This is a genomic window from Methylovorus sp. SPW-M1 (assembly GCF_053848825.1).
On record NZ_CM132626.1, the window covers coordinates 2,565,044 to 2,579,598 of the forward strand.

The window sequence follows — 14,555 nt, forward strand, 5'->3', positions numbered from 1 at the left end:
AAGTCACGGCCACAGCCTCGGCAATCTGGCACGTATCCAGTCCAACCGGGTGGGTGGCATGGTCATTTTGGTCGCATAGCCCTCCCCATCACCATCCGCATACATCAGGTAGTCCTTGCCATACCTCAGCTCCCTCAGCCCCCAGTAAAACTCGAAGTAGCGCTCGGCCAGTAGTTCGCCCTGCATGGAGTAAACTCTGAGAAGGATTTCGTCGTCCTGGACATTACTGGGATCAATTCTCCCACGTAACCCGCAGAGCTTGATGTTGTATTGACGACCCTGAAAAGTCTTAACGCCACCATTCATTTCCTCCGTGTAAAGATCGCACTTCTGATAATAAAAGGGATCAGCACGCATAAAGCTTAGCCAAAAAAAATAGGAAATAGCCGTCAGAATAAGCAGCATTCGAAGTAAACGTTTGATGATCATCATCGCTTGTACTCCCAGCAAATTTCACCCAGATCAACCACAATGGGCTTGGGCAGCTTGATGCGCTGGAAATCCGAGTAGATCACAAAGTCACCTCCTCGATTTTTTAGCTCACGCCATTGACGGAAATCGCGGTTGCGCACCGGGTAAAACACCTCCCCTTTGCGCAATTGGCTTTTGATGTCCACTGGCTTGTCGAGGTGGTCCGGAATGGAGGGCAAGTAGTAGCGGGCATCGTTGCCGAGTTCAAGCTGCGCCGATGGAGATAGCTTCTTGGAAATCATTTCTGCTATCGCTGCATCCAGGGCGATAATGACACCCCGGCGATTCCAGTGTCCCAAGTATTGAGAACCACCATTCTCATCGTCATTAAAGGAATAGTAGTCTCTTAAATAAACATAAACATGGGTGATGGTAACGGTGGTATGCAGGCAATGTCGCCATGGGGCAGGATCATAACGGTTGTAACGGGCCACCCTGATTTCAGCACTGGCAATGGCGGCATACAGGCTGAAATTGCCAATGGCGGCGGCGAGGTCGTTCATGCCCACGCCCTGATAAGCGGTTTTGAGATTGGCCACCACATCAAGCATGGGGACATCGGCAAATTGAAACTGGAAGCGCTTGTGCAAAAGCTGCTTGTCATGGCCACAGTTTGCCAGCGTATCCAGAGTGCCGGTGTACTGGTAATCGTAGCGCGCCATAAATTGCCGCAGCTTGCCAGCCAATATCTCTCGGGCTGCATTGTTGTAAATATTTTCATGCGCCGTGGACTTCAGCTCACTGTCCAGCAGCCAGTCGTAATGCTTGCGCACATCGCCAAAGCCCAGCACCCAGCTTAGTTTGAGGCTGTCGGTATCCACAAACGCTTCATCAAACATGGTGTCGGATTTATCGGGGATAACGTGGGCACGGCCATTGAACCAGCGCCGGGCGCAATAGGCGGCGTATTTGAAGCCCATGCCCTCCATGCCTTTTGGCAGATCGAGCATGTCGAACGGTGGCGGGCAGTCTTCTTCATCGTCGTCGTCGTCGTCCACTTGCGATGAACGGGACTTTTGCGCGGTGGCGGGTGGCGTGTTGCCTGTGCCAGGGGGCGCGGATGTGCGGCTGGGTGCGGGCTCTGGTGGCTCATCCTCCAGCGGCGGTGGCGATTTATCCATGGCAATGCTGGCCTGGGCCTTGACCGGGCGGCAGCCATCGGCATGTTGTTTTAACACCCAGGCTCGGCTTAAGCCCGATGTTTCAGTGGCAAGAAAGGGGTACCGCCCTTTTTTAAGTTGCTGCTGGTACTGTGACACCCTATCTGCAAGCTGCTCAAACAATGACATGGTTTACCCCTGGGTAGATTAAACAAATGGTTTAAATACCCAGGGATGCTATGCAAGGAAAAAACTCGGCTCAAGAAAAGCCGTCACCGGATTATTGGATAGTGATAGCCGCCCGTGCAGAAATGCGAGTCACTCAGTGAGCTTGGCCCGACGAATACGCCAGACTGAATTCCTGCGCTTGTTCAGGCTCGGCGCGGTCATGCGCTTCCATGGGTGTAATCACGGCGGTGAAGCCTTGCAGGGTCTGCGCTACCTGCGGTGACACCACAATGCTGAACGTGCTGGCGTAGGTCTTGCCGGATGGCACATGCATCACATGCCGCGCAGGGGAAGCATCGGGCGGCAAGCCTTGCAGGGTGAGTACATAGGTCTGCGCCTGGGCTTCTTTATTGGTGAGGCGCACGATGTAGCGGCTTTTGAGATCGCCATTAGACATGCGGGTCACCAGCGGCTGGTCCTGCTGGATATTGGCGACAAAGGGCTCCAGGTGCTGGATCTTGTAGGCAAAGAAGACAATCGCCAATGCCATCAGCCCCAGATAGCCATATTGCTTGAGGCGGCTGGCAAAGCTGATGGTGGCAGATTTGGCCGCAGGCTCGACGGCCGCGGCCTGGCGAAAATCAATCAGGCCGGTCGGCAGCTGTATGGATTTCATGATGGTATTGCAGGCATCAATACACAAGCCACAGGCAATGCAGTCAATCTGAAAGCCTTTGCGGATATCCACACCGGTGGGGCAGACATTGACGCAATAGCCGCAATCAATACAGTCGCCCACGCCTTGCTGCTGGCGAGAGCCCGGCTCCTTGAGCGCTTTGGCAGGCGGCTGGCGGCCTTGGGTGCGTTCACCCCGGGCAGCATCGTAAACCACGGTTTTGGTCAGTGGATCCTGCATGGCGCTCTGGAATTTGCCATAGGGGCAAGCCACGCGGCAGATGTTCTCGCGGGCAAAGCCGGCGGCGACATAGGTAGTGGCGGTGATGGTGGCGATGGCGGTATAGGCCGCCATGGGCGCATGGCCCTCCCAGATGGCGGATATCAGCTGGCGGGCATCAGCAAAATACAGGGTAAAGGTCACGGCGGTTGCCAGCGCCAGGACAAGCCAGAGCGCGTGGGTAAGCCCCAGCTTGGCAATTTTCTCCAGGCCCCATGGCTGCTTCATCAAGCGGATGCGGGCTTGTGCTTCGCCCTGCACCCAGCCTTCTATCATGCGGAAGGCATCGGTCCACAGGGTCTGGAAACAGAAAAACCCGCAGAACACACGGCCATACAGCGCCGCCGACACAAACAGCATGGTGGCCGCCATGACCATGATCGCCATCAGCACCATCAGGTCCTGCGGAAAGATCACGATATCAAACAAAAAGAAGCGGGAATTGGCGAGGTCAAACAGCAAGGGCTGACCGCTGCGCGCCGCGCCATGCCAGGTGAGCCAGGGCAGGCCAAAATAAACCGTGTAGGCCAGGAGCAGAATCCCGGTCTTGAGATTGCGATATTTGCCCTTGACCGCATACGGCACGATGGGAATGACTTTTCTGGCGGGCTTGGCAGCACCGGCAATAACCGCTTGCATGGCTGGCTCCATTCATTTGAGTGTGTGCCATGTTAAAACTCGCCAGCAAGATAAAACAGATGCAGAAACTACATAAAAAACCATATCAGATTTATACTGGCTGCATGATCAGCTGCAGAGCCCAGCCATGAAAAAATACGAGAAACTGGCGGAAGAGATTGCCGAATCCATACGCACTGGTGTGCTGCGCAAGGGCGATAAACTGCCTTCGGTGCGGCAGGCCAGCGCCAGCCATGCGGTGAATGCGTCTACCGTGTTTGAAGCGTATTACCTGCTGGAAGCGCGCGGCCTGATTACGGTAAAAGAGCGCTCTGGCTATTACGTCAGCGGCGGCAGTTCCAGCCTGCCGGAGCTGGCCGCGCACCCGGTGGCGCATCCTTATCTGACGCCGGTGGATGTGAGCGAGCTGGTGTTTGATATTCTGGGCGCCACCCGCAATCGCACGGTGGTGCCACTGGGGTCTGCCTTTCCCAGCCCTTTGCTGTTTCCGCTGAAAAAACTGGGCCGCACCATGGCCTCCATCGCCCAGCACATGGACCCGTGGAGCTCGGTGCGCGACTTGAGCCCGGGCGATGAGAACCTGCGCCGCCAGATTGCCGTGCGTTACATGATCGATGGTTTCAGCGTACCCACCGATGACATCGTGATTACTAACGGCGCGCTGGAAGCGCTGAATCTCTGCCTGGCCGCGGTCTCCAAACCCGGCGATAGCATCCTGATTGAGTGCCCGACCTTTTATGCCGCGTTGCAGGCAATTGAGCGTAACGGACTGAATGCCATTGAAATCCCCAGCCACCCCAAAACCGGCGTCAATCTGGATGCCATGGCGGCGGCGCTGGAGCAGCACAAACCGGCAGCCTGCTGGCTGATGACCAATTTTCAGAATCCGCTGGGCAGCTTGATGCCGGAAGATAAAAAGCAGGCTCTGGTAGCCTTGCTGCAGCGCTACCAGGTGCCGCTGATAGAAGACGATGTGTATGGCGAACTGTACTTTGGGCAGCAGCGCCCCAAGCCGGCCAAGGCATTTGATACCGAGGGGCTGGTCATGCATTGCTCGTCGTTTTCCAAATGTCTGGCGCCGGGCTACCGCGTGGGCTGGGTAGCGGCAGGCCGCTTTGCCAAAACCATAGAGCGCATCAAGCTCACCACCACGCTCGCTGCACCGGCACCGGTGCAGCAAACGCTGGCAGCCTATCTGGCCATGGGCGGCTATGACCGGCACCTGCGTGCCTTGCGGCACACCCTGCTGATGCAGCAGATTCGCTTTATTGAAACCATTGAGCAGGTCTTCCCTGCTGGCACGCAGCTCACGCGTCCGGCGGGTGGTTATTTTCTGTGGCTGAAACTGCCGGAAGGTACCGATGCGCTCTCGCTGCATCAGCACTGTCTGGAGTTGGGTATCAGCATTGCCCCAGGCCCCATGTTCTCGGCGCAGCGGCAGTTTTCAGAATATATACGGCTGAATTACGGCCATGAATGGACCAGCGAAATCGAGCAGGCCCTGCACACGCTGGCCAGACTGATTCCCGAGCATATCCGCTAATCAGGTCAGTGCCAGCGTTGCCTGCATGTCATCCGGCACGCGCACGCTGCCATTGGTGTAATACTGAAACAAGGCAATAGCGGCGCGACCGGCATCGGCCAGCTGCTCGCGCGGCATGGCGGCCGTCACCGACGCGGCGGATAATCGGTACAGGGGGGGCAATTCCAGGTTATTCAGCGACGACAAAGCCTCAAAGCGAATACGTGCCACCTCGGCAACACCCTCGTAAATACCAACCTCAAACATGCGCTCCACCGAAATACGCAAGGTATTGCCCGAGGCAAACAGCAAGTCCTGATCTTTTTTGGTTACTGCCACAATCTGCATGTCTGCCCCAGCCGCTATCAACGAAAGGCACATCATAAAACAGGGGGCCTAACCCCAACAGATGCAGTTCCTGCAAAAAAAACCGGAGCAGATACCCTCGCCTCGCTCAGCTCTCATGCATTATCCCGGCCCGCTGTATGCAAGGGCCCGGCTTTTCTTATGGCACTTTTCGCCGCCTGGGCGGGTCATCAAGTACACACCCCTCCGTTGAAAGCATGCAATGCCCGATACCCCGCTTGATGAATGTACGGTACAGCTCAACGACGCCCTTGGCGCCGAATTGCATGGCGACATGGCGCTCTCTGCCGAAGCTGCGCGGCTGCGTTATGTGAATGACGGCACGCCCGGCTTTGCCCGTAAGCGCACGGCCAAGGGCTTTCGTTATGTGGATCGGCAAGGCCACCCCTTGCATGACAAAACGCATCTGGCGCGCATCCGGGCGCTTGCCATTCCGCCCGCCTGGCAAGACGTGTGGATATGTCCGTATGCCAATGGGCATATTCAGGCTACGGGGATAGACGCCAAGGGCCGCAAGCAGTACCGCTACCACAAGGAGTGGCGCGCCATCCGCGATGAAGCCAAATACGCGCACATGCTGGACTTCGCCCTGCATCTGCCGCTGATACGCGAACAGGTAGATGCCGACCTTGCCAGGCCAGGGTTGTGCCGGGAGAAAGTGCTGGCGCTGGTCATCGCCCTGCTGGAAAAAACCATGATACGGGTCGGCAATGATGAATACGCTCGGACCAATCGCTCCTTTGGCCTCACCACCCTGCGCAACCGCCATGTGGATGTACAAGGCGGCCGTATCGCCTTTCACTTCCGTGGCAAAAGCCGGGTGGAACATGCCATCGAATTGCAAAACGCCAGGCTCGCCAGACTGGTGCGCAAGATGAAAGACCTGCCCGGGCAGGCGCTGTTTCAGTATGTGGATGACGCCGGTGAACGCCATGCGGTGAGTTCATCGGACGTGAATGCCTATCTCAAAAGCATCACCGGTCGCGACTATACCGCCAAGGATTTCAGAACCTGGTCTGGCACCTTGCATACCTTTCAATCGCTCACCACGCTGGATGCCTTTGAAAACCAGACCCAGGCCAAAAAGAATGTGGTGCAGGCCATCACCGAAGCCGCCCGCAAGCTGGGCAATACCCCTACCATCTGCCGCAAGTGTTATGTGCACCCGCTGATTATCGAAACCTATATGGCGGGGAAATTACTGGAAGCCGTGGAGCAGGAAACCACGGATAAGGATGCCCCCTGGGCGATGGATGCCATTGAGCGGCACGTGCTGCATTTGCTGCAACGGCAGATAGTCGATGCACGAAAAAGCGAAGCGGCCTGACGAGGGTTGAGTGGCTGGATCGGGCTGCTTCAACACCAGGTAACCCGGGCCGAAAGCCTTAACGGATATCCCACCACGTAGGCAGCAGGGCGCGCACCTCGGCCTGCGAATAGCGGTCATCAATCAGGTAGATGGCCCCTGTGTCCTCGCGCGTGCGGATCACGCGGCCCGCCGCCTGTACCACTTTTTGCAGGCCGGGGTAGAGATAGGTGTACTCATAACCTGCGCCAAATATCTCTTCCATGCGTTCACGCATCTGCTCGTTTACCTCGTTGATCTGCGGCAAGCCTATGGTGGCGACAAAGGCACCCACCAGCCGATCGCCCGGCAAATCAATGCCCTCGCCGAATGCACCGCCCAGCACCGCAAACGCAATGCCTTCCGAGGTTTCGGTAAAGCGATTGATGAAGGCTTCCCTGTCCTGCTCCGTCATCATGCGCGATTGCTGCCGCACCGGAATATCGGGATAACGCTCGGTAAATAGCTCGTATACCTGCTGCAGATAATCAAAGCTGCTGACGAACAGCAGATAGTTGCCCGGCCGGGCTTTGTATTGTTTGGCCATGAGCTGAGCTATCGGCATCACCGAGTGGCGCCGCCGCAGATAGCGCGTGGAAATATGCGTCACCAGCCGCACGTCCAGCTGCTCCGGGCTGAATGGCGATGGCACATCGATAAACGGCGTTTTATCCGGCAGGCCCAGCATGTCACTGTAAAAATGCGAAGGGCTGAGCGTGGCGGAAAACAGCGTGGCCGATTGCGCAGCGTCAAAGCGCGTCTTGAGAAATGGCGCGGGCACGATATTGCGTATGCACAGCACCGTGTTTGCCTGCAACAGATTAGCGCGGCCCTCTTTCAGCGTGATATCGAACATGGAATGCGGGCCAAAGGCATCGGCCAGCGTGACAAACTGCAGCGCATCAAAATAGAAATTCAGCAGGCTGGCGGCATTATCGGTCGGGTGCAGCGCCAGATAATCGGTAATGCGCGTGACCACCCGCTGCAGCGAAAGCTCAAAGTCTTCCTCAATCGCCGGATAGACTTCATACGGTGCCACCTGCGGCTGCACCATGCTGCTCCAGGCCTGACTGAGTTTTTCCAGCGGCGTTTTCAGCGACTTGGGGGCTTCCTGCCGCATGGCTTCAAACGCCTGCTGATCCAGCTCGGCGCTATACATCTTGCGGCCGCGCTCTATCATGTTGTGCGCCTCATCCACCAGGATGCTCACGCGCCATTCATTCATCACCGTGCCCGCATACAGCACGGCATAAAGATCAAAGTAGTAGTTGTAATCGCCCACCACCACATCACTCCAGCTCACCAGATCCTGCGCCAGGTAATAGGGGCAGATCTGATGTTGCCGCGCCACCGCCGCCAGTGCCTCGCGGTCCATCATGCCGCGCTCAAGCGCCTGTATGCGCGCTTGCGGCAAGCGATCGTAAAAACCCTTGGCCAGCGGGCAGGAATCCCCATGGCAGCTTTTGTCGGGATGTTCGCAGGCTTTTTCGCGCGCCACCAGTTCCAGCGTGCGCAAGCTCAGGTCCGGGTTGGCCGCATGAATCACATGAATGGCATCGAGCGCCAGTTTGCGTCCGGAGGTTTTCGCGGTAAGAAAGAAAATCTTGTCCAGCTTCTTTTCCGGCATGGCTTTCAGCAGCGGGAAAAGCGTGCCCAGTGTTTTGCCGATGCCGGTGGTGGCCTGCGCCATGAGGCATTTGCCCAGGCTCGCCGTTTTGTATACCGATTCCGACAGCACGCGCTGCCCGGTACGAAAAGTGGGATGCGGAAACTGCAAGGCCGTGAGCTGCAAGTTGCGGCGCAAACGATGCGCCACCTCGCGGTCCGCCCAGGTGCGCAGCTGGGCGCACTGAGCGTTGAAATACGCCGCCAGCGCCTCCGCCGTATAAAGCTCGCTTAGCGGCTCTTCCGTCTTGCTCGATACGTTGTAATACACCAGCGCGGTATTGATCTCGCGCAGCTCGCGCTCCTGCGACAGCAGCGCGGCATATACCTTGGCCTGAGCCCAATGCAGGAAGCGATGGTTTTCCGGCATGCGCTCCAGCAGGCCCTTGAAGGTCTTGATCTCCTCCAGCTGGTTCAACTCCGGGTCATAACCATCGGCCCGGCCCCGCACAAAAATATTCTGGTACTCGCCGGTGAGCGCAATCTCGGTCTCGTAGCTCGCATTGCGGTTGGACGTGACCGAGGTATGCCCCATCATCCCCTCCAGCGCCGTGGGCGCAGGCGTAAAGCGCTGATCCAGATCACCGCGGCGGGCAACCAGATCGCACATGGCACGCACAGAAATAATGTACCGGAACGGATCCGCGGGATTTTCGGAAACGACCAGGCTGGGAGCGAGCTTAATGTTGCATCCTTGTGGAGTCAGGCAATGTGGATGGCCAGACGAGAGGGGATCATGATTTTCCACCTCACTGGCGTGAGGCCTTATTGTATCGCGAAGCGAACGAGGCGTGCCCGCGATACCACCCCGATAAACTACTCGACCTTGACGAAGCTACCCTGCGGCTTGTCTTGCAACAGACTCAGCAAATCCGCCGACTTCAAGGCCAGTGCATAACCCAGCACGCCACTGCCGATCACCACCGTCTCATACGCAGACACACTGTTATCCACCAGCACCCGCAAGCCCTCGGGCAAGGCAATCGGCGGCACCGCACCGACCACATACCCGGTCGCCTCCGGTACCTCGGCATACTCCGCCATGCGGCACTTGCGCTCCCCAAGAAAGTTACGCAACAAGGCCCAATCCGCACGACCACCACCAGCCACCGCCAGCAGGCAAAACCCGCTCTGCTCGCCCTTGAACACCACACTACGCACCACCGACTGCGGGTCCAAGCCCTGCGCAGAGAGCAACTCCTCAAGACTGCGGATAGGCTTTTTGTCTTCGCTAAGCGGAATTTCGATGATCTTGAAAGCGATGCACTTGCTTTCGAGCAGGGTGGTGACGTTGGATTGGATTGTCATAGGGCGGATGTCCTTTTCGATAAATGGCTGCTACACCATTGAAAATATACACTTCGTTATAGAGTCCATTTTATCGTTTGTAAAGCTGCTTACCCAACAATTAACTTTTGCAGGCGATGCTGGTACCTTTGAGATATTGGCTACCATTAACCCTCATTTGGAAGCCATCATTACTCACATAAAATACCGTAACCCATTTATCTAAATAGTGAAAATAGTTCCACCTATAACAACCCTGATTTTTTGAATTCGGAGATGCATTTCTCAGAAACTTTTACTGCCTGGTTGTTGACAGCAACATAATCATCTTTAATCCACGCCTCATAAGTTTTTAACTCTGGAGCGCTACCCATGCATGCCCATGATTTTAGAACAGATGACTTCCCACCTTGCACTCGAACAAGATTGACCTCCAAATTATAGTTAAGCTTGTAGTCACTACTTAGAAGGCCTACATATTCCAACTCCCATTGTCTGGTATTAACGTTGAGCTGGATCTCAAGATCAGGATTTGCTGAAGCTTTTTCTGCGAACTCATCTTTCAACTTATTGGCTAGCAAAGTATTAACACCACCGCCTTTTGTAACTGAAACCCCTTTTGGTAAAGCCTGATTAAGCTGGGTACCAAACTGACTCCCAATTTGCTGATTAGCTTGCATCTGCCCTAAGGTCTTTGCGTTTCCAGTACTTCCTGCAACGCTCCCCGCTACCGACGACGCCACAAAATTGCCTATCGCACGTGCTTTGGTACGCTCTGAAAGTGCAATTGGTGCAGGTATATTTATCTGAACAGGTCCTTGAAGTAATGTTTTTATATCCGATTCAGAAATTTTTGGGGTTGATGCACATCCAAAAAGCACCAACGCGACAACACTTACACACAAACCATTTATTTTCATATTTATCTTTAAATTTAAGTAAGGAATTGGAAACATAAACTAGCCAAGAAGGGCTAATTAAATGAAGGGCTGATTAAATTAAGTGCCAACATAAAATTGGAGATATTGATTAAAAGTATCTCTATCTCCGAGATTTACACGGGCACTCCGTATAAGAATGGGCAAAAAATATATGCCACAATCAACCATTGTCATGTGCGCAAAATCACTAACAATGGGGAAACATCCATTTTTGATAATTACTAGAGGCAGCTTAAGGAAGTCATGCGGATATCAAATAACTCTGAAAAATTCATCTCAAGCGTTATTTCCAGAGTGATACTGGGTGAAATTGCAGGATGCAGAGTTGACATACCCGGCAAAGTTTGATGAACTGACCGCCGTTATTGAAAGGCAAACCTGCTGAAAGGCAGGGACGCAAAGTTTCCGACCTAAGGGCATATGCCTACGGTAGCGGGACTGCCGTTTACCGCAAGGGTGAATGTATTCGGCGTTTTACAATTTCCATGATGTATCACCCGCATCAGACATGTGAGCCCAGCGTGAGCTGAGGCTTGGCTGTCAGGCGGCTATCGCCCTGCGTGGCGTGGCTGGAGATAAATTCAACGGAAAGTAGTAAGTGATTACCAGACTGGCAATGAGACCTCGACCCGCTGCAGATTGCATGGCGGCTTTTCTGATGGAGGCGGATGCCATCGCGACCGCATTGTTCGCCAGGGGCAATGTGCCATGCCCCATCTGAATAGCCTGCCGATGCCATTACGGTTCTTGTTCAAGTTATTGCGACATGAGCTTCCACCCTATGCACAGGAACCGCACAACCTGCGGGTAAGAATGTTGCTGGCGATTGGCGGATGGTCGCTGATCATGCTCTGCGGCATGTGGGGCGCCTATTATCTGTGTCATGGCAAATGGGTGTTGATGGCGTCCCATACCATTCTGATTGCCTTGGGGATCTACACCCTCATTCTCATCAACGCCGGGCGCGAGCGCTTGGTGGCGATCAGCATGGCGCATGGGTTGCTGGTAATGCTTTGCGTGATCTGCTGGCTGGATGTGCCAACGCAGGATGTCCCCCGCTCGGTTCATATGTATTTTCTGCCGGTGGCGGCGGGCGCCTCCCTGATATTTCGCAAGGAAAATCTCTATCTGCGTCTGGTGCTGCCATTTACCTTGCTGGCGTGCTGCCTGATTTTTGCGAGCTCTCACATCGGCATCGTAAAACCCGAGCTGATCGCCGATCAGGAGATTCGCCTGCTGGGAGCATGGATTAACAACCTGGCTGCACTCGCAATTCTGGGTGTGGCGCTGATTGTCATGCAAACCGACATTTCCACGCGTCATTCGCTGTATGCCGATATGCGTGCGGCCCTGGCGCAAGGCCAGTTCCGCCTGCATTATCAGCCGCAGGTGGATGCCGTAGGCAATATTTTCGGGGCGGAAGCCCTGCTACGCTGGCAACATCCCGTGCGCGGGATGATTCCCCCGGGCGTCTTTATCGCCGCAGCCGAAGAAACCGGCCTGATCCAGCCCATTGGCACATGGGTGCTGAAAGAAGCGTGCGCCCAACTGGTCAAGTGGTCTAAAGACCCCAACATGGCGCATCTCAGCATCTCGGTGAATGTCAGCGCATCGCAGCTCAGGCAGCCCGACTTCGTGCAGGAAGTCATCGAGATCGTGATGCGCAGCGGCGCCACGCCAGCGCAGCTAAAACTCGAACTCACCGAAAGCATGCTGGCGAAGGATGTCGACACCACCATCCAGAAGATGAAAGCCCTGCGTGCCTTCGGCATCAGCTGGTCACTGGATGACTTTGGCACTGGCTACTCCTCACTCAACTACCTGAAGCACCTGCCATTTGAACAGCTAAAAATAGACCAATCCTTTGTGCGCGATCTGTTGACCAACGAGAGCGACAAGGCGATTGTGGAAACTCTGGTCGTGCTCAGCAAAAACCTCAACATGATGCTGATTGCCGAAGGCGTGGAAACCATCGAGCAACTGAACTACCTTCTCAACAAAGGCTGCATGAAATATCAGGGATATCTCTTCAGCAAGCCCCTTCCGATCGAGGCATTTGAGCAATTCCTGCCTACATTCCACCTTTCACACGCCAATATTCAGCTGAAAGCGCAATTAAGTCTTCTATAGAACAGCGGAGGCGGATAAAACGCTGCCTGGATTTATTTTCCAGGTAGCGTTCAGAGAATCCGTCTCTCTCTCCTCAGCACCGATCCTCAGCTTTGGTTTGATCACTTCGTGATCGCATATGGAACGCAGCAACGATTGGCACCTGCATGCAATCCATTTCAGGCAAGCCTTGGCATGACCACATCACAAAAAATTTACATAGCTTAACAATTGTTAGGGCAATTGATTTAAGCTACGCCTCCACTGTAGCAGGCATGGCCAGTTTAAACGTTGCTGATATTAAGCACGCCTCGCTGACCAGCCTGAAGCAGATGCAGCCTCCGATAGAGAGGCGCCATAAAACACCAGCTCGACCACTTAATACTTTATTTTCAGGGGAATGCAGTGATTGCATTTATCAGTATCCACGTCCGTGCGCAGACGCATGGGCATATTCGACTTGAAACTCGTCCAGTTTCATCCGTCACTTGTCTTAACTACCATACAAGCTGCGAGGCCAGTCTGGCATCGAATCATGGTGCAACAGAGGCGGCCGCAGCATGACGCCCACCACCACCTATCAACCAGCGAACCTGCACGCCGACACCACGGCGACCCGGGTGTTGAGCGCGGTACGTATCAGCTGGGTATTAACAGCCATTGTCTTTCTATTGTGGCTGGTGTTTAACGCATTGAATGCCGTGCCATCGGTCGATGATTTTTGTTATGGATATGGCGAGCATGTACATGGCCTCGTTGGCAATGTCATTGACATCTACCACCACTGGAGTGGGCGCTATCTCAGCACATTTCTTATTTCGGGATTTGCTGGCTCTGCACATTTGTTGTTACAGCACTATTACACGGTTCCCTTCTTCATCCTGCTGCTGAACCTCATCGCGACCATTCATTTTGTGAGGGCGTTTGCCCAGTCGCGTTTTTTTATGGTGCTGGGCTTTTTTGTGCTCCTAATGGCGTTCTTTCAGCTCAGGCAGTCTTTATTCTGGCTATCTGGTGGCGCAACCTATGGCGTTGCCTGCGGCCTTTTCCTGCTGCTGATTACCGAGACGGTGAAGGTTTACACCACTCAGGCCGCACTTACCCCGGCCAGAGTGGGCCTGATGAGTTGCGGGGCCCTTCTGCTTGCAGGTTGCAACGAAGGCGCCATGCTGGCCAATATTGCATTCCTCGCGTCCCTCGCCCTGGCCTATTACCTGCGCGAACATGACAAACGTCTGGGCTGGGTGTTACTGGCCGCCATTATCGGCGGACTGATCGCAGGCCTCGCCCCAGGCAACTTTTTGCGCGCCGCGCTGATGCCGGACAAGACCAGCATCGTTCAAGCTGCCTGGTTGGCGCTTGAGTTGATCATACGGCGTTACCTTTTCGCATTTCTGGCGCTGGTCGTCCTGTGGCGTATATTCATGGAGCTGTTTCCGTTCAAAAACCCACTGAACAGGATTTCGCGTCCTGACACCATCACCATTGCCATCGCCCTGTTCGCAGCCCTGTGGGCCGGTATTTTTGCGCGGGCATACATCATGGGCGACCTTGGCCCCAGCCGGACCAAAACACAGGATTTCATGCTGATTATCGTCATGGCATTCTTTATCGCCAGGTTTACTTACCTGAATTACCTCGCACAATCTGATCAACCTGGATTGTCCTGGCAAAGAACCTATGGCATCGCCGCCATAACCGTGTTGATGATTGGCTTGCTGGCTACCTTCATCACTTACCCCCACAAGTCATGGAGAGAAGTCATCGTGCAGGTACAAGCCAGTCAGGATTTGCACTCTTTCATGCAGCAGCGATTTGCCACGGCCAAGGCATCAACCGATGGCAAGCTGCAGGTATCAGCCTATTCTCGCCACTTGCTGCCTATTACCTTTTTCAGCGATATCACGGCGGATCCTACCCATTGGGAAAATCGCTGCTTTTCTGATTATTTTCAATTGCGCGAAGTCGTGACCAAACCACAATAAGG

The 14,555-nt window shown here is 54.7% G+C and carries 11 protein-coding genes and 1 riboswitch; of the genes, 4 read left to right on the forward strand and 7 right to left on the reverse strand.

All coding sequences use genetic code 11. The features are described from left to right. Positions 1 to 3: 3 nt before the first annotated feature. The 3 genes from ACWWD9_RS12120 to ccoG form a co-directional block, all read right to left on the reverse strand. Entirely contained in the window at positions 4 to 432 is a 429-nt protein-coding gene (locus ACWWD9_RS12120; RefSeq protein ID WP_455867157.1) for a hypothetical protein, read from the reverse strand. Continuing rightward, the gene (locus tag ACWWD9_RS12125; RefSeq protein WP_455867158.1) at positions 429 to 1,649 is read right to left on the reverse strand and encodes a DUF6402 family protein; all 1,221 of its coding nucleotides are present in this window, start codon (positions 1,647 to 1,649) and stop codon (positions 429 to 431) included. The genes ACWWD9_RS12120 and ACWWD9_RS12125 overlap by 4 nt, the downstream gene beginning before the upstream one ends. A gap of 244 nt (positions 1,650 to 1,893) precedes the next feature. Next, positions 1,894 to 3,333 carry a cytochrome c oxidase accessory protein CcoG gene (gene ccoG / locus ACWWD9_RS12130; protein ID WP_455867159.1) on the reverse strand — a complete coding sequence of 480 codons (1,440 nt, stop codon included), beginning with the start codon at positions 3,331 to 3,333 and terminating at the stop codon, positions 1,894 to 1,896. Positions 3,334 to 3,460: 127 nt separating this feature from the next. Here ccoG and ACWWD9_RS12135 point away from each other — a divergent pair, with 127 nt between their 5' ends. Beyond that, on the forward strand, positions 3,461 to 4,876 hold the full coding sequence (locus tag ACWWD9_RS12135; RefSeq protein WP_455867160.1) for an aminotransferase-like domain-containing protein: 1,416 nt from the start codon (positions 3,461 to 3,463) through the stop codon (positions 4,874 to 4,876). Here ACWWD9_RS12135 and ACWWD9_RS12140 read toward each other — a convergent pair whose 3' ends face one another. Beyond that, positions 4,877 to 5,203 (reverse strand): hypothetical protein, encoded by a 327-nt coding sequence (locus tag ACWWD9_RS12140; RefSeq protein WP_148211135.1) that lies wholly within the window; start codon positions 5,201 to 5,203, stop codon positions 4,877 to 4,879. 220 nt (positions 5,204 to 5,423) lie between these two features. Between ACWWD9_RS12140 and ACWWD9_RS12145 the strand changes: the two genes are divergently transcribed. Beyond that, positions 5,424 to 6,548 (forward strand): DNA topoisomerase IB, encoded by a 1,125-nt coding sequence (locus ACWWD9_RS12145; RefSeq protein ID WP_455867161.1) that lies wholly within the window; start codon positions 5,424 to 5,426, stop codon positions 6,546 to 6,548. A gap of 58 nt (positions 6,549 to 6,606) precedes the next feature. Here ACWWD9_RS12145 and ACWWD9_RS12150 read toward each other — a convergent pair whose 3' ends face one another. The 3 genes from ACWWD9_RS12150 to ACWWD9_RS12160 all read right to left on the reverse strand — a co-directional run bounded on the left by ACWWD9_RS12150 (position 6,607) and on the right by ACWWD9_RS12160 (position 10,474). Then, complete coding sequence (locus ACWWD9_RS12150; protein ID WP_455867162.1) at positions 6,607 to 8,841, reverse strand: ATP-dependent DNA helicase; 2,235 nt, start codon at positions 8,839 to 8,841, stop codon at positions 6,607 to 6,609. A 206-nt stretch (positions 8,842 to 9,047) separates the two neighbouring features. Continuing rightward, positions 9,048 to 9,539 (reverse strand): aminoacyl-tRNA deacylase, encoded by a 492-nt coding sequence (locus tag ACWWD9_RS12155; protein ID WP_455867163.1) that lies wholly within the window; start codon positions 9,537 to 9,539, stop codon positions 9,048 to 9,050. A gap of 224 nt (positions 9,540 to 9,763) precedes the next feature. Beyond that, positions 9,764 to 10,474 (reverse strand): hypothetical protein, encoded by a 711-nt coding sequence (locus tag ACWWD9_RS12160; protein WP_455867164.1) that lies wholly within the window; start codon positions 10,472 to 10,474, stop codon positions 9,764 to 9,766. A 346-nt stretch (positions 10,475 to 10,820) separates the two neighbouring features. Next, positions 10,821 to 10,905: riboswitch (cyclic di-GMP riboswitch) on the forward strand. A gap of 262 nt (positions 10,906 to 11,167) precedes the next feature. Here ACWWD9_RS12160 and ACWWD9_RS12165 point away from each other — a divergent pair. Both ACWWD9_RS12165 and ACWWD9_RS12170 read left to right on the forward strand, forming a co-directional pair. After that, the gene (locus ACWWD9_RS12165; protein WP_455867165.1) at positions 11,168 to 12,589 is read left to right on the forward strand and encodes a putative bifunctional diguanylate cyclase/phosphodiesterase; all 1,422 of its coding nucleotides are present in this window, start codon (positions 11,168 to 11,170) and stop codon (positions 12,587 to 12,589) included. A 539-nt stretch (positions 12,590 to 13,128) separates the two neighbouring features. Further along, positions 13,129 to 14,553 carry a DUF6056 family protein gene (locus ACWWD9_RS12170; RefSeq protein ID WP_455867166.1) on the forward strand — a complete coding sequence of 475 codons (1,425 nt, stop codon included), beginning with the start codon at positions 13,129 to 13,131 and terminating at the stop codon, positions 14,551 to 14,553. Positions 14,554 to 14,555 lie beyond the last annotated feature (2 nt).